This is a genomic window from Sanguibacteroides justesenii, assembly GCF_003204205.1.
Taxonomy (GTDB): Bacteria; Bacteroidota; Bacteroidia; order Bacteroidales; family Marinifilaceae; genus Gabonibacter; species Gabonibacter massiliensis.
In genome coordinates, this window is the sequence record NZ_QJPL01000005.1 from 198726 (window position 1) to 222271 (window position 23546).

A 23546-nucleotide genomic window follows, 5' to 3' on the forward strand; every position below is an offset into this window, starting at 1 on the left:
GAATCCCTCAATCACTTATCCTTACAATTTAGACCGCTTGTTCGTTTTCAATCGTCTATTTCCTCCCTCACTCCTTCGATCTGCTCCACGTTCAGATCGGTTTCGTTACTGCCGGATGCAATATCATAATGAGGCAGTGGGTTTTCCTGAAGGAATAAATTCTGTTGACGATTATTAAAAACATCCATAGCCAAATAGACGGCATTCCTCAATCCCTGTTCGTCAGCTACTCCCTGCCCGGCGATATCGTACCCCGCATCGTCTAAAGAAGAGGTGCAAACGACAGGTACTCCCGCCACATAAAAAGCCCCGTTATCTTCCTGGATCGTACTGAAAGGAACAGCTCCCTGGTCATGATACATGGCCAAAACCGCATCGAACTTCTTGTACATCTGTTCCGCAAAGAAACGGTCTGCCGCGAAAGGCCCTATGGCAATGACACCTTTCTCCCGGGCACGTTCAATAGCCGGATGGATCACGTTAATTTCCTCTTCCGTCAACTGTTTGCAATCCACTTGGGGATTTAACCCCAACACGGCGATTTTAGGTTTCTGAATCGTAAAATCCAACTTCAACGCATCGTTCAACAGATTCAACTTCCTCTCGATATTTTTTACCGTAATTTGATGGGGAACATCACGAAATTTCACGTACTCCGTCACAAACCCTATCTTTATATTATCGTTCACCAAAATAGACATAGCCTCCGGCTTATTGTACCGTTTCGACAGGTATTCGGTCAAAGAACCTACCTCCTCCAAAGCGAAACTTGAATTTCCCTGCGGAGTAACGACCAGCACATCGACAGCCTCCTTGTCCAATTGTCCTAACGCGTAAGCGAGAGCTGTCATAGATGCGGCATCCGATTCGGAGGTCTCCTGACCGATATCCACCTTCACGTTATCGTCAACGCAGTTAACTACATTTCCTCTTTTCGGATTGGCTTCCGAAGCTTCCCGAATCGTATTCAGACTAAAATTCTCCACATTCAACGCCTTCCGGTAATAAGCAGCAACCTTGGGTGAACCGTAAAGAACGGGAGTACATAACTCACAAATTCTATTCTCGGCCAATAATTTTATGATCAACTCATAAGATATACCGTTCACATCCCCTTGCGTAATCCCTACTTTTAATCTGTTTTCCATAATACTGATTATTTCATTTTCGCAAAGGTAAGAAAAAACAGTTAAAAAAGAACGAGGCGGCCCAAAAAGAAAGCAGGCCGCCTCGTTTCTTCCATTTCTGAATATTTTCAAAAATACGGATAATTCAACTCTATATCGTCAATCCGTAATCGTGACTCTCTCCCCCAATCACATCCTATCACGGAGTCCCTTAATCACGGAATCTCGAAATCTCAGAATCTCGATAATCACCCAATCCCTGAATTACCCCATTTTTAATTACCGAATCTTATTCCGGTTTATTTTCTTTCCGTTCCGGTCTTTGGGGGCGAGGTCCGCGATTCGGACGTTCTCCTCTCTCCTCTCCCTCCGGACGTTCCGGTTTCGGAAGCAAAACTTTTCTGGAAAGTTTAAACTTACCGGTTTTCGGATCGATATCGATCAATTTCACTTGGATCTTATCTCCCTCCTTCAAAGCATCTTCTACTTTCTCCAAGCGCTTGTGGTCAATTTCGGAAATATGAAGCAATCCGTCTTTTCCCGGCAGGAATTCCACGAAAGCACCGAAAGTCGTGATATTCTTTACCACACCCTCGTATACCTCGCCGATCTCCGGCTTGCTGGCAATCGCTTTAATCCGTGCCACGGCAATAGCGATAGACTCGGCATTAGAGGCGGAAATATCTACTATACCTTGATTGCCGACCTCTTCGATAACCACGACAGCCCCGGATTTCTCCTGAATATCTTGTATGATCTTACCGCCGGGGCCAATGATCGCACCGATCTGATCCTTATCGACCGTCAAAGTAACCATACGGGGAGCATGCGGTTTCAGATCCGGACGCGGTTCCGGTAAAGTCTCCTTAATAATATTCATAATATGCAAACGTCCCCTTCTGGCCTGATCCAGGGCTTTCTCCAAAATTTCATAGGGAAGCCCGTCCACTTTTATATCCATCTGGGTAGCCGTAATACCATCCACCGTTCCGGTCACCTTAAAGTCCATATCGCCCAAATGATCCTCATCACCTAAGATATCCGACAACACGGCATACTTGGCGCATCCTTTATCGGTAATCAACCCCATGGCAATACCCGTTACCGGCTTCTTCATCGGAATTCCGGCATCCATAATCGCCAGTGTTCCGGCACAGACCGTAGCCATAGAAGAGGAACCGTTGGATTCCAATATATCGGAAACCACACGTACGGTATACGGATAATTATCAGGCAACATCACTTTCAAGGCGCGATGAGCCAAATTCCCGTGACCTACTTCCCGGCGTCCCACTCCCCTCGAAGGCTTCGCCTCACCGGTAGAGAAGGGCGGGAAATTATAGTGCAATAAGAATTTTTCTTTTCCCTGTTCGGTAGCTTCGTCCACGATCTTCTCGTCTAACTTCGTTCCCAAGGTTACCGTTGCCAAAGCCTGTGTTTCGCCCCGGGTAAAGACTGCAGACCCGTGAGGACCCGGCAAATAACCCACTTCACACCATATCGGACGAATTTGTTCTGTCGTACGACCGTCCAGACGAAGTCCCTCGTCCAAAATCATCCGGCGAACGGCCTCCTTCTCCACGTCGTGGTAATAACGTCCTACCATCATTTTTTTCTCTTCCCTCTCCTCTTCCGGAATCGTCTCCAGGTATCCTTCTCTCACTTCGGCAAACAACTTCTCGCGCAAATGCTTGTCGGCATTACATTGACGAGCGACCGCATAGGCTTTGTCATAACACTTTTCCCATACATCCTTACGCAACTCCTCGTCGTTCACCTCGTGGCAATACGTTCTCTTCTCCTTGTTCACGGCAGCAGCCAGTTCCATCTGGATCTGACATTGTTCCTTGATAGCCTCGTGGGCGAACTTAATGGCATCCAACATCTCTTTTTCAGATACCTCTTTCATTTCACCCTCCACCATCATGATATTATCCATCGTGGCGGCTACCATAATATCCAAATCGACCTCTGCCATCTGGCTCTTCGTCGGGTTAATCACGAACTCCCCGTTGATACGGGCCACGCGCACCTCTGAAATCGGTCCGTGAAAAGGGATATCGCTCACGGCAATAGCAGCCGAAGCGGCTAATCCGGCTAAAGAATCCGGCATTGACTCTTCGTCGGCTGAATACAAGGTCACCTGTACGAAAGTCTCCGCGTGATAATCATCCGGAAACAACGGACGCAAAGCCCGGTCGATCAAACGAGAAACCAAAATCTCGTAATCGGACGCCCTTCCCTCTCTCCGCGTAAATCCTCCCGGGAAACGACCGACAGCGGAAAATTTCTCTTTATAATCCACGGACAACGGCATAAAATCCACGTCCGGCCCAGCTTCCTGAGCTGAAACAACAGTTGCCAGAATCATCGTGTTGCCCATCTTTAACATGACGGCACCGTCAGCCTGCTTGGCCAACTTCCCGGTTTCCAGCGTAATTACCCGACCATCTTTCAGGGTAATACTCTTTTCAATCACATTCATAGTAATAAATAATACAGTTAAAATATCAATAATTTTAACGGAATTCTTTTAGACAAGGAGGAGGGAGGGAGGGTAAATAAAGCAAATCCGAGGAGTACCTCGGATTGCCTCTATGTAACTACTTACGTATATTCAATGCTTTAATAAGTGTACGATATCTTTCGATATCTTCTCTCTTCATGTAATCAAGCAGTGCTCTACGCTTTCCTACTAATTTGATCAATGATCTTTGCGTTGCAAAATCTTTATGATTTGCTTTCATGTGCTCAGTCAAATGAGCAATACGGTAGGAAAATAAAGCTACTTGTGACTCAACAGAGCCGGTATCCTTATTAGACTTCCCGTACGTTGAAAAAAGTTCTTCTTTCTTTTCTGATGTCAAATACATGATGTTCAGTCTTTTAATTTTAAAGTTTATTTTAACGCCGCAAAGATATACTTTATTACGATACAAAACAAGACATTTTAATTGTAGATTGCAAATTGACGATTGTAGAATACAAAGAGTTAGTAATTGAGAGATTACAATTTCAATTACCACAATCACATAAATGCTCAACCTTTTTAATTTACAATTTAAAATCGTCAATCTACAATCATCAATTATTTATATCTTTGCAAATAAAATAAGTAATGATCAGAAACTACATTATATTCATATTTCTGCTTTTTCCGACGTTGCTGTTCGCCCAGAAAGCAAAAATAGCCTTTGACTCCAAGGAGCATAATTTTGGCCGAATACAGGAAAAAGGGGGGAAAGTATCCTTTGAATTTACCTTTAAAAACGAAGGAGATTCTCCTCTTATCATTCGTCACGTGGAAGCCAGTTGCGGATGCACCGTTCCCAAATGGGACAAACGTCCCATACCGCCCGGAGGTACCGGATCGATTACCGTGACCTTCAATCCCCGCTCACGTCCCGGTAATCTTTTAAAAAAGATTGTCGTCTACACGAATGCCACTCCCCCGAACCATCTCCTGAAAATTACCGGGAAAGTTGTCGAGGAGCCTATCGATATTCAAAAGGAGTATCCTTTCGCCATAGGATCTCTGCGTTTCACGACCGATACCATCCGTTTGGACGCGCACCACCCGAAACAAATCATCGGTATGTTTCAAAATGAGAAGAAAAGAATCTCGTTAGATCGGATACAGAAACCGACCTATCTCGAATTGGACTACTCTCCCTTAATCATTCAAAAACAACAAAAAGGAGATATTATCATTACATTAAAAAACGATATGATGAGAAACGTTTCCCCTTCCGACACGCTTATTATCACGACCAGTGAAGGAGTACAAGGAAAATTCATTATCAAAATAGAAAAATAATCCCGAAATGATCAATAAAACATACAAAGTCAAAAGTATCACCGAATCCCTCAATCACAGATTCACCAATCCACCACCGCTTATTGTAAATTTCAGATTGTATTTTAGGGGAATTCTGCCATGCAATACTTTCGTGATTACGAGATAAATTTGAATCACCTAATCACTAAATCACCTAATCGCTCAATCCTTAAATCTACGATCCTCAATCTTTTTAATCACCCAATCACATAATCACTTAATCATTTAATCACTTAATCATTTAATCACTTAATCATTTATGATTTATCCCGAAAACTTTGAATCTAAAATAAAATTCGACAAAATACGTCAGTTGATCTCTGCCTACTGCCTCAGCGATATGGGCAAAGAACTGGTCGACGCTCTATCGTTTATGACCGATCCGACGGCCATTCAGGCCGCCCTGGAAGAGACCGGGGAACTGATGCGCATCTGTCAGGAAGAAGACCATTTTCCGGTCTCCTTTTATCATGATGCGCGACCGTTTCTGACTCGAATCCGGGTAGAAGGACTTTTTTTAGAGGTTCATGAATTGGTGATACTGAAAAATTCATTAGAAGCACTAAACGCCATCATTCGCTTTTTCCGGGGAAAAGAGGAAAAATACCCCCGCCTAACGGCACAGGCAGGTAACCTGCAAATGTTTCCCTACATTCTGCAACGTCTCGACAACATAATCTCCAAATACGGAACCGTCAAAGATTCAGCCTCTCCGGAACTGAATACCATCCGACACGCCATCATGAAAAAGCAATCGGGTATCTCCCGGCGGATGCAGACACTCTTACAAAAAGCCCAGGAAGAGGGTTGGGCCGACAAAGAAAGTGCCGTATCCATCCGCGACGGCCGCATGGTCATTCCCGTTCCCTCGGCATTCAAACGTAAACTGAACGGTATCGTACATGACGAGTCGGCTACCGGAAAGACTTCCTATATCGAACCGACGGAGATTATCGAAACAAACAACGAGATACGGGAATTGCAATTGGAAGAAAAACGGGAAATCACCCGTGTTTTAAAGCGGTTCGCCGATGACCTGCGTCCCTATATCGACGACCTGCTCCCGGCTTACGGTTTCATGGCTTTTGTCGATTTTGTCCGGGCAAAAGCGCTCTTCGCCTTAAACCTGAACGCTATCGTTCCGGTTTTCGAGAACACCCCTTCCATGTTATGGTACAAAGCCAAGCACCCCTTACTCTACCTGAACTATAAAACAAGCGGAAAAGAGGTTGTTCCGTTGAACTTAGAGATCGACGAAAAACAACGTATCATTCTGATATCCGGTCCCAATGCCGGAGGAAAATCTGTCTGTTTGCAGACCGCCGGCCTCCTCCAGTACATGTTCCAATGCGGCCTCCCCGTCCCGGTAGAAGAGAACAGTAAATTCGGTATTTTTCACAAGATATTAATCGACATCGGCGACGAACAATCCATCGATAACGACCTGAGTACTTATAGTTCACACCTCCTGAACATGAAAAATTTCGTGCGCTACGCCTCTTCCGATACCCTTATCCTGATCGATGAATTCGGTACCGGAACGGAACCCATGCTGGGGGGTGCCATTGCCGAAGCGATCCTGAACGCCTTAAACGACCGGCAGGTCCGGGGGGTGATCACCACCCACTACACCAACCTGAAACACTTTGCCTCCTCCGTTGCCGGAATAGAAAACGGGGCTATGCTTTACGACACCCATCACATGCTTCCCCTGTTCGAATTGGAGATCGGCAAACCAGGTTCTTCTTTCGCTTTCGAAATAGCGAAAAAGATCGGATTGCCGAAAGAAATTTTAGATGAGGCTGCCGGGAAGATCGGGGAAGAACATGTCAACTTCGACAAACACCTGAAAGAGATTATCCGGGACAAACGCTACTGGGAAGAGAAACGTAAACGGATACACCAAAACGAAAAACGGTTAGAAGAAATTCTCGCCAAATACCAAAAAGAATTGGATGAAGCCTCCAAACTCAGGAAAGAAGTATTGAAAGAAGCCAAAGAAAAAGCCCGGCAGATTATAGCCGGGGCAAACAAAACCATAGAAAACACGATCCGGGAAATCAAAGAAAGCCAAGCGGAAAAAGAACGAACGAAAACGGCAAGAACTGCCTTCGAACAGGAAAAAGAGCGTCTTTTTGACGAAAATACGGAAGAGGAAGAACGCCTGAAACGAAAGATCGAGAAATTGAAAAACCGGGAAAAAAACAGACGAACAAAAGGGCAACAACAACCCGGACAGATAGAAACGAGCCAAGAAGACGAAAAGGAAAAAACCGTCGTCTTTAAAAAAGGCGATCCGGTAAAAATCAACGACAATACCGTGGGAGAGATCATCGAAGTAAACGAGAAAACCGCGGTCGTCGCCTTAGGAGCTCTGCTGACCACGGTAAAACTGGAACGCTTGACAAAACTCTCCGGCAGTCAGGCTAAAAAATTAAAACAAAATAAACCTCAAACCGGTTATTCCAACTATTTGGAAAACATCAGTCAAAAACGGATGAGCTTTAAACCCGATATAGACGTCCGAGGCCTCCGGGGAGACGAAGCCCTGCAAAAGGTAGTCGCATTTATCGACGAGGCCGTCATGCTGAACATGAAAGATTTACGAATATTGCACGGCACGGGTACTGGGGCTCTCCGGCAAATCATCCGGGATTACTTAAAGACCAACCCTGTGGTCGGACATTTTGCCGACGAGCAAATACAACTCGGCGGAGCCGGAATCACGGTAATCAAATTGGACTTATAATTAGTTAAAACCGTAAGAATGACTTAGCCTTATCCGATCACCCAAAGCCGCTTTAATGTATCCATTGATTGTCGTACCCGCTTCTTGTACAAGCTGGGTTATACAGCCGAATTCAAGCGATCATACGGCCAAATTCAGTTTCAAAACAAAATTAATTCAGCCATTTCTGTCAGACGAACAGAATCATGAGCTCAAAAAAAACAAGCGAGATCAAAATCCCGCTTGTCCTATTTTTTTTCCTCTAAAAACTTAGTGATTAATTTCCGATAAACATCGTCCTCGACCTCCATCTCTACCATAACCTTCCTTTTGGAAGAAAGATTCTCCGATCTGCGACTACACGCCTCAACCACAACATTCTCCTCTCTCAACTTCTCCGAAAACAAACGGAACAAATCGATATTCAAGGCCATGCTGATTTTATACAACAAATCCGTGTCTATCGATTGACGCTTAAAAAGATGATATACCAGACTCCTCTCCTTATTGATCATCCGGGCAAATTGGCTGGCTGATAAGCCACTCTTTTCAAATTCCCTCTTAATTATTTCTCCTATATCCAATTCCATAATAAGCAAAATTACAAGATTTATCGGGAGAAAAGATTTAATGTTTGTGATATTATCCTACATTTTTGTTGAAAAATATTTGCACATGTGAATTTCAAAACATACTTTTGTGAAATAAAATCACATTTTAATGAAACATGTGGAAATATTCACACAAAATTATGATAAGGTTTTCACGGATAAAACGATAAAAAAAACAGGACAATATACCGGAGACGATTTTTTAACGGCATTAACCCATAAAAAAGGAGGTAGAAAATAAAAAAGACATTGAAAAAGAATAGAACCTAAATCCGAAACTATGAAAGAAGTTTCTATCGCGTGACTTCAAATTTTATTTACTAATATAATTTTAATACGTATGAATAAAAAAGGGAATTTTGCAAAAACCGCATTGTTATGTGCACTGCTTTATGGACTTGCAGGACCTACATTCGTCGGTTGTAAAGACTATGACGACGATATCAAAAACCTGCAAACACAAATCGACGCCAATAAAGAGGCTCTCGCTAAAATCAAAGACTTGATTGACAAAGGAGCTGTCGTGACGAAAGTAGAGACCGATAATGAAGGAGGTATCTTCTTAACTTTATCCGATGGAACGAAACACCACATCACCAAAGGTGATAAGGGGGAAGACGGAGCCGAAGGACCGCAAGGTCTTCCGGGAGCAACGGGAACAAACGGTAAAACACCGACCTTCTCCGTAATCGACGGAACTTTAGCTTATCAATACGAAGGTGAAGAACCTGTAAAAATCGAAGGAGCTACGCTTCCCAATATAACCGTAGACGATTTTGTTTTCACCTACGACGAAGAGACCAACCAATTATTACTGAACGGTAACCCAGTGGCAACCTTACCACAAGGACCAGAAGGACCAGCCGGAAAAGGTGTGGTAAAATTCGAAATCATCGACGGACACCTGTGGTGTACCTATACCGACGGCAATAAAGCCGACCTTGGCCAGGTAAAAGGCAACGACGGTACGACCCCGGAAGTACAAGCCCCGAAATTCGAATTCTCTATCGTGGACGGCAAACTGATGGTCAAAGACCTCAACAACCCGCAGGCACTACCTGCTGAAGCAGGTGACCTTAGCGGTATGTTCCAATTCGGAGCCGACGGAAACGGCAACTGGACCGTGAACGGAACCGTTGTCGGTCAAATCGCACAAAGCGTGAAATTGACCGTGGTGAACGACGTGCTTCACTTAAACGGAGTAGCTATCGAGCCGGAGATCCGGATGAACAGCAACATCTACATGATCAAAAACGCCAACGGAAGCATCACGATCAACATGCCGAAACAAGAAAACGAAACCATCGTGTACGAGCAGGTAACTCTTCCGACTGTGGAAATGCTGGGTGCCGCCCTGAGAAGCATCGCTTTTATCCCGACCAAGTTGGGCGACACGGACGTGGAGATCAATACACTGAATACCTATGCGACTATTGCTGAAATGACAGCTGCTTCCGGCGGAGAGATTTTGGCAGGTAACAAAAACGTGGAAATGTTATTCCAGGTATATCCGACCACCTTCGACCTGACACAAGCAACATTGAAGTTCAATACCGAAGCTCCTATCGCAAGAGCTGCCGGCCCGGCTTTCGGAACCCCGGTTATCGAAGCCGTTACGGGTACTCCCGGTAAGTTCAAAGTAACAGTTGCCGTAAACGGTTTACAAGAAGGTAAGGTATATCCCGTTTCTGTCGTGGTAAACGACGAGATCGCCTCTTCTTTTATCAAGATCGAAAACGCGGCTCCCCTGGCAAAAGCAGACGTGAATATCAAAACAATCGACGGAGAAGGTGTTGTCGGTAGCATACTTGCCAATACCCAAAGACAATTGAAATACAACAACACGACCGGTATCAGTTACCAGTTAGCTGTTGTAAGAGACGCAGACGATGTTTTATTGAATAATTTAGGTTTCACAACCGGTATCGAATTGGCATTTGCCGATCCGACCGATCCGAACAACGCCTATTTCGAGTTGGATCAAGCCACGCTGACCGTTAAAGCCAAAGCAACCAATACCCCGGCAGAAGCTCTCGAAAAAACATGTAACGTTATTTTCTACGCTAAAAACGGTGCGAACTACATCACCTCCAGCGTCGCAATCCCTTACATCCTGAAAGAGCAGGACGAAACGACACCGCCGACCCCGGGTACGATCCCGACGGCCTTCACGGCGACCTTGTCCGCGCAAAGAAACACAGGTGATGCTATTAACCTGAACACGGCAACGGGATGGAATTTCAATGCCATCGCCAACGAGTTGGTTATCTCCGCCACGACCTTAGAGGGATATACCTATAATACCTCGGCCGGAGACGGAAAATATACCGTGGAGATCGAAGGAGAATCTGCAGGAACTATAACTAATAGTAACTGGAGTGTAACCAACATAGACGGTGTTCCCACGATCACAATCCCGGGAACGGCAGCAGTAGAGGATTACACCATCACGATCACCTACCAAAAAGATGCCGACACGAAAGTACAGGCTAAAGTGAACCTGACCGTAACGGAAGAGGCTTCTACCTTGCAAAAAGTACCCGGATTCTGGACGGAAGGAAATACCACGTTGAATATCAAAGGCAAACAAGCCGCCGGAGGTGATCCTCAAAACTGGGACATGAGTTTCGACCTGACGAAAGCCATGACCGTAACAGGTACTCAGACGTTGGCCTTCGAAATGGTTGACCCGAGTAATCCTTACGCTGAAATGAACGGGGACGGTAAGACATTGCAATTGAAATCAACAGCATTTGACGGGGGAGACCTTAGTGCCATTCAGGGAGTACAAGTGAAGGTAATCGTTAAGAACAGCGCGGATGCAGCAATTTACGAGGAAAATATCGTTGTAAAATACGTGAATCCGTTAGGAAACTTCACGAAAATAGCAGGTGCCGAATTTATTGCTTACAATGCAGCCGGAAACAACACGGTAGAAATCACCAAACAATTGTCCTTAAAGGCAATCGACGGTTTCGAACTTGTTGCCGGAAACGGCGAAATTGATGCGACCTCTCCTTCCGTATTCGAAGGAACAACCGAAATCGAGGTTTTCAATCAAGGTACTTCAACCCCTGCAATCAACGTAACGGTAAACCAAACAAACGGATTGTTGACCTGGACGGTAGTTGAAGAAGCACGATTCACTGAAATCACCGTAGATGTAGTAGTGACCTACTCGACGAAATACGGTGACCGCACGATCACGATCCCGGTAACGATCAAACCGGCAAGTGAAGTGCCTGCACCTTAAAGGATAAAAAAGTTATGAAGATATAGCTTTAAATTTCAGACCAATGCAACCGTTCGGGAGCGAGTGCAAACTCCCGAGCAGGAGAGGGGGTACGGAGGTACCCCTTCTCTCTTTTTATGCATAATTATTTTCTCTTTTTGCATAATTATAGTGGTGATTTATACGATTTATCCTCCATTATATACTATTTTTGTGGTGTAAATCAAAAAAATACATTATGTCTAAGATTGTTGAGGTAAATGTTCAATCCGAAATCGGTAAACTAAACGGAGTGATACTCCACACGCCGGGAGAAGAGGTGGAAAACATGACTCCTGAAAACGCTGGCAGAGCACTCTACAGCGACATTTTAAACCTATCCATTGCCAAAAAAGAATACAAACAGCTCAGTGAGGTTTTGGGGAAACTGACCAAAACCTATCAGGTAAGAGACTTGTTGACAAACATTTTGAAAGACGACAAGATCAAGCAAACCGTGCTCGATCGGATCGAAAAAATCGAACCCTTTATCGCCGATGTTACCCCGAAAGGCTCCATCAAAGAGCGGTTATTGGATGAAAATGCGGAAGACCTGGCCCGTCTGCTCATCGAGGGAGTGGAGATGACACGCGACACGTTGACCAAATTCCTGAACAAGGATTGGTACGACCTGCGTCCGCTACACAACTTCTTTTTCACGAGAGATGCCTCCATGAGCATGTATAACGAGGTACTGATCGGTAAAATGGCCAATGCCGTACGCGATCGCGAATCCGTGATCATGCAGTCGATTTTCGACTTCACCCCGGAATTCAAAACCAAAACCCTGAACCTCGATCCGGCCTGCAACGCGGCCAGTCGCAAATGCACGATCGAGGGTGGCGACGTACTGATCGCGCGGGACGACATCTTAGTCATCGGAAACGGATGCCGTACCAACACTCACGCCATCGACATGCTGATGAACGAATTCATCAACCGCAAGGAAGAACGGGTACAACACATTCTCGTGCAGGAACTCCCGCACACCCCGGAATCCTTCATTCATCTCGATATGGTATTCACCTTCCTGGATCGGGATAAATGCATGGCGTACGAGCCCCTCATCATGAGCCCGGGCAACTACCAGACCGTACACATCAAAATCCAACACGGCAAACTGATCTCCATACGCCGGGAAAAGAACTTGCTGCATGCCTTAAAAAAATTGGGCATGGACCTGGAACCGGTATATTGCGGAGGAGAAGACGACACCTGGAATCAAGAACGCGAGCAATGGCATAGCGGGGCGAACTTCTTCTGTGTAGCCCCCGGAAAAGTGATCGGTTACGCCCGCAACAACTACACGGTAGACGCCATGAATCAGGCCGGATTCGAAATCATCCGTGCCAACGACGTCATCAACAACAAAATAGACCTGAAAAATTACGAAAAATACATGATCACCATCGAAGGCTCCGAACTCCCCCGCGGAGGAGGCGGAGCCCGCTGCATGACCATGCCGGTCAACCGCGACAACGTCGAATGGTAAAAACACAAAAGAGAGCTCCCGCTCTCTTTTTTTATAACCCACAGGGAAGGGTACAATGTGCTATCAATCCAATATACACCTATCTTCTCGCAAATTTTAGATTTTCTCCATCAATTAGCTTATTTATTATTATTTTAATTTTATAAGTCTTATACTTATATATATTTAAACAAAATATCAAATAATATTTTTGATATATATAATTATTTTTAGTTAATTTGTTATTATTATATAACACATAAAATTTTTAATTATGAAAAAGAAAATTCTATTCATTATGATGTTCGTCATGACTCTCACGGGGAGTTATATTGGCACGACAAATGCAGCAAGTAGTTCAGGAGAAACAATGCCAGAATTTAGCTCCGTACCGCCACCCAGAAAATCTGCATCAACAGACCAAAACATTGAAATTGAGGCCAAAGCTGTAGGGACTCCAACTCCCGAAATTCGTTGGTATAAACATGGCCGCAGAATCGTCGAGAGCGATAAGTATTCCATATACTACAAAGATGGAAGATCTACATTAACGATAAAAAACGCAAAAATCAGCGACTCGGGTGTATACGAAGTGGTGGCAGAAAACGATTTAGGCAAAGTTAGTGCAACTTGCGAAATTCTTGTATTATAATTTTGAGTTGAATTTAGTCTTTATAAATCCATCCTATTTACTAAACTTGTAATATATAAATTTTTAACCATGAAAAAGAAGATTTTATTTATCATGACATTATTCATGGCGCTCACAGGAGGCTATATTTGCACGACAAATGCGACAAGTAATGCAGAAAATTCCATGCCGAAATTCATAAAAAAACCATCCGACCAAACAGTACCGCAAGGCGGAACAATTAAGATTGAAGCTATCGTCAAAGGAACTCCAACTCCCGAAATTCGTTGGTATAAAGAAAACCGTAGAATATACAACAACGATAGAACAACGATAAAAAACGATACAACAACGGGTAAAGCAACGTTAACGATAGTAAAGGCAAAGCAAGAAGACAACGGAGTTTATGAAATAAAAGCAGAAAATATAATAGGCAGAGTAGATACGACTTGCACGGTACATGTATCAAAAAAACGATAAATTCATCTGGCTCGAAATCGAGTTCATGTCTTACCCATAGAAAAGAGTCTGTTTGACAAGCAGCCTCTTTTTCTTTGTCCCGACTCTATTTAATAGTATCAGCTATTAATCTAACCTTTAAATCCACTATCGTCAATCTATTTTCACCCATTTCACAGCATCGGCAGTCAATACTTTACCGGGCAAAATTCCCTTGTCTAAAAGCACCACTTTTACATTACCCGGAGAAAGTTTATATTTCCCAGAAATAATCCATCCGTTAAAAAAATCAGAGCCTTTCTCCTCTGTCGAATAATTCAATTTAGTCTCCTCTTCTCCCCCGACAGCCGGACGTAATTTAACCGTAAAATCGTACTCTCTTTTCGTCTCATCGGGAGGGATAAAAAATATTTTATCTTCCACACCATCATGAAAAAAAGAGTATTCAACCGGTGAATCTTTTTGAAATGACAAAGGACTTCCACTAGTGGGAACATGCTTGATAAACAGCTCGTATGTTCCGGCTTCCCCGATTGAAGCATTCCACTCCACCCGGGATTTACCGCTGCCCCCCGCTTTACTGTAAAAACTTTTCACCACATCACCGTAAGCGTAATCCGAAACAAATAGCGTCCACCGCCACTCGGATTGCTTCGGGGGATAAAGATTATACTTTTTATCCTTACCCGGTTTTTCAAAATATGAAGATCGTTCTTCTCGAATCACGAAACCCTCATCCTCGTTATCCACGATAATCTCATTCACGGGAGAAAAATAAGTCGTGTCGATCTCCCGGATCGTGTCTCGCTCCACCCAAGCCTTACCCGGGTTCCAAACAGAAAATTCTTCCGGGATATTTCTCGAGAAACCGGTACTGAGAAAAAAATAATTCGAATAACCTTTCAATTGAGCGGCCAGAGCGACCTCTTCACAAGCCCGGGGAGCTACCGCAACGTATCGCAACACGCCCTTTCGGGCAAGACCCGTTTGCATTATATATTGATAATCCACACGGACGAGACCTTCCACGTCACTCTTGTTCCAAATTTTGAAATAAATCGTCGCCTGCTTTTCATTCCGGTTCTCGTTTATCTCGATATCCCGGATAGCAAACGCCGGGACTCCCTTGCCCGTGTACCAAACGCTCAACACGGGATAAACATCTATATTAAAGCGACTATTCAACTCGTCACAAAACACGTCAAAATCCACCTCCCGGTATTTATAGCGTTTCTCGAAATCATCGACAAACCGGATCAAGGAATCCCCCGTCAAATTCCGCAAACGATTCCACAAATCGACGCCCTTCACTCTCACGACATCTTTCATCCCGGGAATTTTCGCCCCCGGCTGAAAAGCTTGCTCCAGGCTATTCCCGGAAAAATACTCGATAGCTTCCATGTCTCTTGCCACTTTGACCTCCGTAATACCCGTTATTTTATCCGGCTTCATCGCCTTAAAGATCGAGTTGATCATGGGATAACAGGAGGAACTCAACAACAGGGTCCCCTCTCTCCCGAGGAAGGAGCACTCGTACTTGTTCCAGGAATCTGCCGTGAGAGAACTACGATCCTTATCTTTTCTCACGAGAGGCAACCACGAGAAAAATTCCCGTACTGGCCCCGCTTTATAATGCATACTGAAATTATTTACAATGATATCGGCCTCAATGTCTGGCAACGGGGTATCTTTTATTCCTTTTGACCTTAAACGCGACTGTTCATTCCGTATCCTTCTTTGAATCACCTCCTCGCCACCTCCCAATTGACTTGTTCGCCGTTCCGGAACAAGAAAAAGTTCCGGGTGAATGTAATCAGTCCCTTCTCTCCACGGCCGAATAAACGTGCAAAAAGAGACGGGAACTTCCACGAGAGCGACCCTATCGCACGGGTAACCGTAATACGTGACAAATTGCCACTTGATCTTTTCAGCAGCTTGACTCTTTCCCTCCTCCGACGCCCAAAAGGCTCCTGAACAAGGAAACTCCCCACGAGGATAATAATACTCGCTTAAAAAATCTTGGGCTTGGAATTGTTCTTTATCCATATCACCCGCCACCAAACCGATCCCGAAAAGATTTCGCTCGTTATTGAAACAGGTCGTGTCGCCTTTCTCGGACATCTCCCCCTGCGAGAGCACCGTTTTCCTATCGGGATTCAGCACTTTCAACTTGTATTGCGTGTAATCACGACGGGAGATCCACGGGAACCCCACGTTCACGACAGGGATCGTCGTGGGATACCAGAGCGACTCGGGGGTCAACAAGGCGAAATCATCCGTCAAAAAGAAAAAACGATGCCCAAGGCACAGCATGTTGTTAAAATCCATGGCGGTAAACTCCTTGTCATCGATTTCCGGATAACAAATATTCTCCTCGATCTTACCGGAATATTTCATCGCGACGAGCGAACGAGATCCCGGCTCCATCCTAAACGGTACCACGATCACCTGATCCTTCCGCTCGAAAGACAATTCCTTGCCATCAATTACTAAACTGGAAAGCTCCAAACCCGGATTAAGGTAAAACAATACCGTATCTACTACTGTCACGTTACGGTTCTCGATCAAGAGTTTACTATCCGACGATAAACGCTCTCCCTCCCGTCGAAACGTGATCTCGTGCTCCACCGTGTTCACTTTAGCGGCGTTATCGTACTCCCGGTAAATAGCCCGGTAGTGTTCCCGAAGCTCGCTTTGACACGTGAAAGGAAAAAGATAAATAAAACTCGTCACGATACCCGCCACAAAACAAAAGGTGATAATCAACCCGGCCCGTCTCCACCTCCCGGTTAATCGCTTAAAGCCGACAACGGAGAGAGCGAATAAGCCCAGGGCAATCCAGGTAAAGATCATACGCTGCAACAGGTAACTCCCTATCCCGGGATGACCCGCCAAGGGCGAGAAAATATTCGGCACCCGGGAAGCCGTGAAATCAAAAACACCGTGAGCGAGAAAAGGAAGCAAGGCTAACGATGCCCACAGGTAGAGTAACAACCCCAACAAAACAAAAATTGGCGAACGAACGAACATTTTCACGCAGACGACCAAGGCCGTGGTGAAAAGAATCGTCGGCAACGTCAGCGTGAGGAAATAAAACAGGTACAACAAGGGAGAAAAGACAGAGTCTGTCACGAAAACGTGAAGCATCCCGGTCAATACCATCAACACGACATTTAACATGATCAAAAGTTCCACGACGGCCAAGCCTTTCCCAAGCAGGTATTCCATGTTATCGACCGGGCGGGACAGCAACGCCTCGTTCGTGTTTTTCGACCGTTCGCGTTTAATAAAATCTCCCGCCACAAAAATGGCCCAAAAAGCCTGAAACACGCAGAAGAGGTAAGCGTTCGTGTAAGGGATGGCGGAAGGAATATCCGCCCGAAAAGCGTAGGAATCGACACGCCAGTAGCTATGAGCGAAAACGTGAAAACCCAAAATACCTCCCACTAACAAAAAAGCCAAAAGAATAAAAACGAAATTCCTCGTCATCATCTTTCGCTCGTAACCCGCAACTAAATTTATATTCCTAAAATTCATCTCCCGTCTATTGTTTAACAGTTAAATCTCATCTTATTGTTTTCAATATTTTAATAGAGCAACCACATTTTTATTCCTTCTATTAATAAAGAATACTAAAATATTAAAATCGTACCACAAGATAAGAATAAATAAATATAAAATATAAAACATATGTCATAAAAACATATTTTATAAACTACACTTAGGAAAACAAGTATTATGCGACGCTTTATACCCATCAATTGTAAATAAAAAGAACAAGGAATTCTAAAATTAAGTGATATCCTATTTACAATTTACACCTATCTATAAGTTACGATAACGATGGAAAAGCAATGTTAACGATAAACAATGTAGAAACAAGTAATTCAGAAACTTACCAAATAGTAACAGGAAACCCCGTAGGTAAAGACGACAAGAAATGCGAAATGGTTGTATCAATAATTCCATAAAACCATCTGACACAAAATCGAATTTATTTTTTATCTTTTACATCCATTCATCACGAAATCATTCCATCGTAAATTACTCTTATTTTTCCCCCACGTAGAGAGAGGCGATACCGAAAGTCAGCCGACACTGAGTGACCTGTCGATAACCGCATGAACGCATAATCTTCAAAAATGCTTCCCCTTGAGGAAAAGCAAAAACGGAAGTCGGCAAATACTCGTAGGCCTTTCGATTCCCGGAAACGATGCCTCCGATCCAAGGAAGTACTCTTTTAAAATAGAAACGATACAACTGCTTCATGGGAAAACGCTCCGGTGTTGAAAATTCCAATATCACCACCTTTCCTCCCGGCTTTAATACTCGGTACATCTCCGTCAGTCCCTTTTCCAAATGTTCGAAATTCCGCACTCCGAAAGCCACGGTTACCGCATCGAAGGTATTATCCGGGAACTCCAAGTTCTCGCTATCCCCGTAACGGAAGTCCAATTGCTCCGTCAATTTCCGTTCCTTTGCCTTCTCCCGGGCAACAGTCAACATATTTTCCGAGATATCGGCTCCAATCACCTTCTTTACCCCGTGTTTCAAGGCCTCCATCGAAAAGTCGCCCGTCCCGCAAGCCACGTCCAAAACAATGTCCTTACATCCCGCTCCGACCACCTTCATTGCTTTTTTCCGCCACCTTTTATCAATCCCCATCGATAAAAGATGATTCAGCAAATCGTATTTCGGCGCAATTCCGTTGAACATCTCCTGTACCCTCTCTTTTTTCGCCATCTTCTTTTATTTAGTTTCAACAGAGCAAAAATACAAATTTAAACGAGATTTGAATCACACCAACCCTCTCCGTTATTTATTTTGAGGTTTTAATACAAATTGGAGTCGATCCTGCAACTGTACTTGTTGAATAAATAACTGAAAACTCTCGTAAGCCTCTTTCGGGTAAACTCCGGCATTCAACACAAAATTTCTTTTCAAATAAAGATTGTCTTTAAAACATGATATCTCCGTAGAGTACTCCCCATAAGGGCTATACAAAAAAACCGGAGAAATTCCCATCTCCACGACATAACCTTCCGGTATACGCACGGAAATCGTATCTTTTTGAGCAACCGGATAACGCACCTCCTCTTCTCCGGGAGACAAACGAAGATTCTTTATCCCGGAAAAAGAAAAAGGAGAAAAGAAAAGCCGATCTCCAATTTTACGACAAAAACCACTTAGAGTTCCTTTTATCTCATAACCGATCTCCTGTACTTCGTCCCCCTCCGATTCGAAAAACCGAAAATTCTTCAATTCCAATTTTCCACACGCCACGTGATCCAATATCCATTTGTGTCTTTCACTCTCCGACTTTTTCATCTCCAAAAGCAAACTATCCTGTTCCGCCTTTAGTCGCGGAAATACCCATTTTATATCCAACCCGACCTTACCGCTCGAATCAATATCCATATTAACCCGCACCTTTTGAATGTTCTCACTCCCGGAAAACTTCTGCGCACAATACAATTCGTCTTCTTCCTGAGCAAAAATAAAACCGAACCAAAAAATAAAACCAACAGTCAATAACCACTTCATACTTTTTTTTCTTTAACCTGAAATTACTTCGATAAACCCGAACAACGATTCAAAAATATTCAAATCGAAATAAAAATCACAAGCAGAAATTTCCAACTCTTTTTTACTGAAGGTTAGAACTTCCTTTGTCCATACTTATTCTTTTGATCTTACTTTGGGATAAAGGTATCATTCTGTTTTTAATTTGTAAATTCTTTCATAAAAAAATGTATCCCGTTCCTGTCAAAATATTTTCCATAAAAAAAAGGCAACTGAAAATTAATTTTCAATTGCCTATATATCAAATTGTACATTTACATTTTACTTCCCGGAAGTTCCGCTCTCCAAAATACTGACGATGGAGAATAACGAGAAGCAGATTCCCCCTAATCCGACAAGCACGCGGGCAGGAACAAAAAACGCCCCATCCAACATAGCCTCTTCAAATAGAAAAGCTCCTAAGAACAAGCAAAGCAAAGCCGTTATAACGGGGATTAAAGGAATACGATTTGCCAACTTAAACTCCTGTTTCCATACCTTAGCCAATAAAAGGATCTTACTGGAAATACTGAAACAAACCAACCCCAAACCGATCAAAATAAAACCGGTCGTATTCACCGGAGCTGAAGCGGCAAACAACTCGACCAATCCCCATACCACACAAACACTACCCATGAAAAAAACCAACATAGGCCAGTATTTGCGATCCCGGTCGGTATAGTCATTTCGTATCTGCCGGGCAATACTCGCCACCAAACCGATCAAACTGGTACAAATACAAGCAAGGCCCCCCATAACGCTACCCGCAACAAAAGAATTCGAATCCGAAGAGTCGGACAACAGGACAATAGCCCACACCCAAGCTACGGCCGAAAACAAAATAACCAGGGCAATCAAAACACTTTCCGTTTTCGCCGAAAATCCTTGAATATTAATTTTATTACCGGGAGTATGGGAATTCGTGGGAATAAGTGCAAACTCGGTGGAAGAAGTCGCCGCGGTAGAGATACAGGCGGATATCAATCCCACCCCGCAAATCACATGACCGGAAACAAACAATTCCGGCATATCGTGTGCACTGAATATCCATATGCCGAAAGCGATCGTACCGAATGCCAGCAAATAAGCGAACCCCGGCAATACATATTTAAAAACAGGTTTATACGTGTGGATCAATTGTCGAATGATTGTCGCCGCAGTTGCGAATAACGCCATACAAATCACTCCCAACGAAAAAACGACCGGTCCCGCAACAAATCGAGCCGTATCGCTTCCGTAATAAAAAATATAACCTCCCAGGAAAAAACATATTAATGCCATAAACACGGGAATTCCTCTGAACAAAATACTAATGCCGTAATTCATATCCAATTCTTTTAAAATTCAATGAATATACGAGGTCATATCTCCCCTATGTTCCTGATTTTTTCGTAAATTTCCCTAAATTAAGCCTTTATTCTTCATTCAATACCTTCCAAAGCAGATCTTTAAGCTCTGTAATTCCCTGCCCGGTGACGGAAGAGATAAAAACATAGGGGATATCCGGTAAATCCGTCTCCATCTCCGCTATCAACTCCTTATCCGCGTAATCCGATTTGGTAATGGCCAACACGCGTCTTTTATCCAATAGCTCAGGGTTATACTGTTTCAATTCATTAAGCAAAACATTATAATCGTTATGAATATTAGGACTATCGGAGGGAACCATAAACAGCAGAACGGAATTTCGTTCGATATGACGTAAAAAACGAATTCCCAACCCTTTTCCCAAATGGGCCCCCTCTATAATTCCGGGAATATCCGCCATCACGAAAGAGCGATCATCCCGATACTTCACAATCCCCAGATTAGGTACCAAAGTAGTAAAAGGATAATTAGCGATTTCAGGCTTTGCCGCCGAAACCACCGATAATAAGGTCGACTTTCCGGCATTCGGAAAACCGACCAATCCTACATCCGCCAAAACCTTCAGCTCCATGATAACCGTCCGTTCGACGCGAGGTTCTCCCGGTTGGGCAAAACGCGGAGTCTGATTCGTGGCCGAACGGAAATTCCAGTTTCCTAATCCGCCGCGGCCGCCGGCAACAACGATACATTTCTGCCCCTCTTCCGTAATTTCACAGATCAATTCACCCGTATCCGCATCCCGTGCCACCGTTCCCAACGGCACGTCAATGACGACATCATTTCCGTTCGCCCCGGTACTCCGACACTCGCTACCGCTCTTCCCATCCTCGGCAAAAATATGCCGCTGGTATTTTAAATGGATCAACGTCCAATAGTTTCGATTGCCTCTTAATATCACATGCCCCCCCCGGCCGCCGTCTCCCCCGTCAGGTCCACCCTTGGCCGTCATCTTATCCCGGTGAAGATGGGTTGAACCGGGACCTCCTGCCCCGCTGCGACAATATATCTTTACATAATCAACAAAATTGGTTGCTGCCATTATAATCAGTTTTAATCTTTACACAACGTATACAAGTCCGGGAGGTTACGCCCTAAACCGTCGTAATCCAACCCTCTCCCCACGACAAAATCATTTTCCAAGGCAAAGCAATGGTAATCGACAGTCAATTCATGCACCAAAGCCTTAGGCTTATAAAACATCGCTACAATCTTGATCTGTTTGGGACTCTTCTTCAATAACATCTCCTTCAGATGTACCATGGACTTACCCGAATCGACCATATCCTCTACGATCACAAGCGTACGTCCCGTTATATCTTCATTCAACCCGATCAACTCCTTTACCCGACCGGTAGAAGAAGTTCCGGCATAAGAAGCGATCTTCACAAAACTGACCTCCGTTCCCTCCAAGGTGATGCATTTCAACAAATCGGAAGTAAACATGAATGCCCCGTTCAATATGCTTAAAAACAACGGACGTTCCCCCTGCAAATCACGGTTAATCTCTCCTGCAACCCGTTCGATCTCCCTATCAATCGCAGCCGCCTCAATAGAAACTTGAAATTCCTTATCGTGCAATCTGACTTTTTTCATTCCTGTTTAATTTAATCCATTGAAGATCGGGCCAATTCGTCCCGAATTCGTTTTTTTTTATTTACTTTGCGCAAAAGTACAATTTTGAATTTAAAATCCCGTAAAAATATGAACCCAAAAGTAAGTATTATTATGGGCAGTACCTCGGACCTGCCCGTTATGGAAAAGGCTGCAAAAGTATTGAACGACTTTTGTATTCCTTTCGAGATAAATGCCTTATCGGCCCACCGCACACCTGCAGAAGTAGAAGAGTTCGCAAAGAATGCAGGGAAACGAGGCATCGAGGTGATTATTGCCGGAGCCGGAATGGCCGCCCACCTTCCCGGTGTCATAGCCGCAATGACCCCCCTACCCGTTATCGGAGTTCCCATTAACGCTTCTCTTGACGGCATGGATGCCCTGTTAGCCATCGCCCAGATGCCCCCGGGAATCCCCGTGGCAACAACAGCCATCAACGGTGCCATGAATGCCGGAATTTTAGCCGCACAAATTTTAGCGGTCGGAGATGCCGAACTAAAAAACAAAATCGTGGAGTTCAAAGAATCACTTAAAAAGAAGATTGTCGATGCCAACAAAGAGTTGGCACAAGTAAAATACGACTATAAAACCAACTAAAAATAAATCCGGTTTAAAATAAACCGGATTTATTTTTACAGAGAGTTGGTTCCGTCCCGACTTTTTCCCGGGATTACCGTTATCCCGCCATAAATTGACCCGTAGCCCCGATTTGTTTTAAAAACAACCCGTCACATTCATCCAAAAATATATCATTTAACACCACATACGGAATACACGTATTTCATTTTTCCATAACTTTGAAAAAAGAATAGCTCCCGTGTGTCTGTTCACACACTCTTTTACGATTAAGACCTCATTTACAATTGGTA

Annotated in this window: 18 protein-coding genes; 8 read left to right on the top strand and 10 right to left on the bottom strand. The window is 44.0% G+C overall.

Annotated elements, in window-relative coordinates:
- Window positions 1-47: 47 nt before the first annotated feature.
- The 3 genes from DMB45_RS09630 to rpsO all read right to left on the bottom strand — a co-directional run bounded on the left by DMB45_RS09630 (window position 48) and on the right by rpsO (window position 4000).
- Window positions 48-1148: a PdxA family dehydrogenase gene (locus DMB45_RS09630; protein WP_041502393.1), complete on the bottom strand. Its 1101-nt coding sequence runs from the start codon at window positions 1146-1148 to the stop codon at window positions 48-50.
- Window positions 1149-1416: 268 nt separating this feature from the next.
- Window positions 1417-3612, bottom strand: a complete 2196-nt coding sequence (gene pnp / locus DMB45_RS09635) for a polyribonucleotide nucleotidyltransferase (RefSeq protein ID WP_041502394.1) — start codon at window positions 3610-3612, stop codon at window positions 1417-1419.
- 118 nt (window positions 3613-3730) lie between these two features.
- A complete protein-coding gene (gene rpsO, locus DMB45_RS09640) occupies window positions 3731-4000 on the bottom strand; it encodes a 30S ribosomal protein S15 (protein ID WP_041502395.1) in 270 nt (89 codons plus the stop codon).
- A 245-nt stretch (window positions 4001-4245) separates the two neighbouring features.
- On the opposite strand from rpsO, the gene DMB45_RS09645 reads away from it, so the two are divergent.
- Both DMB45_RS09645 and DMB45_RS09650 read left to right on the top strand, forming a co-directional pair.
- Window positions 4246-4944, top strand: a complete 699-nt coding sequence (locus DMB45_RS09645; RefSeq protein WP_082027444.1) for a DUF1573 domain-containing protein — start codon at window positions 4246-4248, stop codon at window positions 4942-4944.
- A gap of 280 nt (window positions 4945-5224) precedes the next feature.
- On the top strand, window positions 5225-7714 hold the full coding sequence (locus DMB45_RS09650) for an endonuclease MutS2 (RefSeq protein ID WP_041504779.1): 2490 nt from the start codon (window positions 5225-5227) through the stop codon (window positions 7712-7714).
- Window positions 7715-7941: 227 nt separating this feature from the next.
- Here the strand turns inward: DMB45_RS09650 and DMB45_RS09655 are convergent, their stop codons facing one another.
- A complete protein-coding gene (locus DMB45_RS09655; RefSeq protein WP_070807436.1) occupies window positions 7942-8283 on the bottom strand; it encodes a helix-turn-helix domain-containing protein in 342 nt (113 codons plus the stop codon).
- 130 nt (window positions 8284-8413) lie between these two features.
- Here DMB45_RS09655 and DMB45_RS15000 point away from each other — a divergent pair, with 130 nt between their 5' ends.
- The 5 genes from DMB45_RS15000 to DMB45_RS09675 all read left to right on the top strand — a co-directional run bounded on the left by DMB45_RS15000 (window position 8414) and on the right by DMB45_RS09675 (window position 14157).
- Window positions 8414-8545 carry a hypothetical protein gene (locus DMB45_RS15000; RefSeq protein WP_262509232.1) on the top strand — a complete coding sequence of 44 codons (132 nt, stop codon included), beginning with the start codon at window positions 8414-8416 and terminating at the stop codon, window positions 8543-8545.
- A 99-nt stretch (window positions 8546-8644) separates the two neighbouring features.
- A complete protein-coding gene (locus DMB45_RS09660; RefSeq protein WP_110688722.1) occupies window positions 8645-11557 on the top strand; it encodes a PL29 family lyase N-terminal domain-containing protein in 2913 nt (970 codons plus the stop codon).
- Window positions 11558-11774: 217 nt separating this feature from the next.
- Window positions 11775-13067, top strand: a complete 1293-nt coding sequence (locus tag DMB45_RS09665) for an arginine deiminase (RefSeq protein WP_041502398.1) — start codon at window positions 11775-11777, stop codon at window positions 13065-13067.
- A gap of 253 nt (window positions 13068-13320) precedes the next feature.
- On the top strand, window positions 13321-13698 hold the full coding sequence (locus DMB45_RS09670) for an immunoglobulin domain-containing protein (protein ID WP_041502399.1): 378 nt from the start codon (window positions 13321-13323) through the stop codon (window positions 13696-13698).
- A gap of 69 nt (window positions 13699-13767) precedes the next feature.
- Window positions 13768-14157 carry an immunoglobulin domain-containing protein gene (locus DMB45_RS09675; protein ID WP_041502400.1) on the top strand — a complete coding sequence of 130 codons (390 nt, stop codon included), beginning with the start codon at window positions 13768-13770 and terminating at the stop codon, window positions 14155-14157.
- 132 nt (window positions 14158-14289) lie between these two features.
- On the opposite strand, the gene DMB45_RS09680 is transcribed toward DMB45_RS09675, so the two are convergent.
- From DMB45_RS09680 to DMB45_RS09710, 6 genes are all read right to left on the bottom strand, one after another.
- On the bottom strand, window positions 14290-17673 hold the full coding sequence (locus DMB45_RS09680; RefSeq protein ID WP_110688723.1) for an ABC transporter permease: 3384 nt from the start codon (window positions 17671-17673) through the stop codon (window positions 14290-14292).
- Window positions 17674-18186: 513 nt separating this feature from the next.
- Window positions 18187-18879 (bottom strand): bifunctional demethylmenaquinone methyltransferase/2-methoxy-6-polyprenyl-1,4-benzoquinol methylase UbiE, encoded by a 693-nt coding sequence (gene ubiE, locus DMB45_RS09690; protein WP_041502402.1) that lies wholly within the window; start codon window positions 18877-18879, stop codon window positions 18187-18189.
- 72 nt (window positions 18880-18951) lie between these two features.
- Window positions 18952-19680 carry a hypothetical protein gene (locus DMB45_RS09695; protein WP_041502403.1) on the bottom strand — a complete coding sequence of 243 codons (729 nt, stop codon included), beginning with the start codon at window positions 19678-19680 and terminating at the stop codon, window positions 18952-18954.
- A gap of 300 nt (window positions 19681-19980) precedes the next feature.
- The gene (locus tag DMB45_RS09700) at window positions 19981-21024 is read right to left on the bottom strand and encodes a DUF2776 family protein (protein ID WP_041502404.1); all 1044 of its coding nucleotides are present in this window, start codon (window positions 21022-21024) and stop codon (window positions 19981-19983) included.
- Between the two features lie 88 nt (window positions 21025-21112).
- On the bottom strand, window positions 21113-22105 hold the full coding sequence (gene obgE, locus DMB45_RS09705; protein ID WP_110688725.1) for a GTPase ObgE: 993 nt from the start codon (window positions 22103-22105) through the stop codon (window positions 21113-21115).
- Window positions 22106-22116: 11 nt separating this feature from the next.
- Window positions 22117-22659 (bottom strand): phosphoribosyltransferase, encoded by a 543-nt coding sequence (locus DMB45_RS09710; RefSeq protein ID WP_041502406.1) that lies wholly within the window; start codon window positions 22657-22659, stop codon window positions 22117-22119.
- A gap of 108 nt (window positions 22660-22767) precedes the next feature.
- Here DMB45_RS09710 and purE point away from each other — a divergent pair, with 108 nt between their 5' ends.
- Complete coding sequence (purE, locus tag DMB45_RS09715) at window positions 22768-23274, top strand: 5-(carboxyamino)imidazole ribonucleotide mutase (RefSeq protein WP_041502407.1); 507 nt, start codon at window positions 22768-22770, stop codon at window positions 23272-23274.
- The last annotated feature ends 272 nt before the right edge of the window (window positions 23275-23546 follow it).

Excerpts from the sequence above, each read along its gene's own strand:
- ubiE (WP_041502402.1), bottom strand. The coding sequence starts at position 18,879 with ATGGCGAAAAAAGAGAGGGTACAGGAGATGTTCAACGGAATTGCGCCG.
- DMB45_RS09680 (WP_110688723.1), bottom strand. The coding sequence starts at position 17,673 with ATGAATTTTAGGAATATAAATTTAGTTGCGGGTTACGAGCGAAAGATG.
- DMB45_RS09675 (WP_041502400.1), top strand. The coding sequence starts at position 13,768 with ATGAAAAAGAAGATTTTATTTATCATGACATTATTCATGGCGCTCACA.
- DMB45_RS09655 (WP_070807436.1), bottom strand. The coding sequence starts at position 8,283 with ATGGAATTGGATATAGGAGAAATAATTAAGAGGGAATTTGAAAAGAGT.
- DMB45_RS09660 (WP_110688722.1), top strand. The coding sequence starts at position 8,645 with ATGAATAAAAAAGGGAATTTTGCAAAAACCGCATTGTTATGTGCACTG.
- pnp (WP_041502394.1), bottom strand. The coding sequence starts at position 3,612 with ATGAATGTGATTGAAAAGAGTATTACCCTGAAAGATGGTCGGGTAATT.
- DMB45_RS09695 (WP_041502403.1), bottom strand. The coding sequence starts at position 19,680 with ATGAAGTGGTTATTGACTGTTGGTTTTATTTTTTGGTTCGGTTTTATT.
- DMB45_RS09670 (WP_041502399.1), top strand. The coding sequence starts at position 13,321 with ATGAAAAAGAAAATTCTATTCATTATGATGTTCGTCATGACTCTCACG.
- DMB45_RS09710 (WP_041502406.1), bottom strand. The coding sequence starts at position 22,659 with ATGAAAAAAGTCAGATTGCACGATAAGGAATTTCAAGTTTCTATTGAG.
- rpsO (WP_041502395.1), bottom strand. The coding sequence starts at position 4,000 with ATGTATTTGACATCAGAAAAGAAAGAAGAACTTTTTTCAACGTACGGG.
- DMB45_RS09700 (WP_041502404.1), bottom strand. The coding sequence starts at position 21,024 with ATGAATTACGGCATTAGTATTTTGTTCAGAGGAATTCCCGTGTTTATG.
- obgE (WP_110688725.1), bottom strand. The coding sequence starts at position 22,105 with ATGGCAGCAACCAATTTTGTTGATTATGTAAAGATATATTGTCGCAGC.
- DMB45_RS09650 (WP_041504779.1), top strand. The coding sequence starts at position 5,225 with ATGATTTATCCCGAAAACTTTGAATCTAAAATAAAATTCGACAAAATA.
- purE (WP_041502407.1), top strand. The coding sequence starts at position 22,768 with ATGAACCCAAAAGTAAGTATTATTATGGGCAGTACCTCGGACCTGCCC.
- DMB45_RS09645 (WP_082027444.1), top strand. The coding sequence starts at position 4,246 with ATGATCAGAAACTACATTATATTCATATTTCTGCTTTTTCCGACGTTG.
- DMB45_RS15000 (WP_262509232.1), top strand. The coding sequence starts at position 8,414 with ATGAAACATGTGGAAATATTCACACAAAATTATGATAAGGTTTTCACG.
- DMB45_RS09630 (WP_041502393.1), bottom strand. The coding sequence starts at position 1,148 with ATGGAAAACAGATTAAAAGTAGGGATTACGCAAGGGGATGTGAACGGT.
- DMB45_RS09665 (WP_041502398.1), top strand. The coding sequence starts at position 11,775 with ATGTCTAAGATTGTTGAGGTAAATGTTCAATCCGAAATCGGTAAACTA.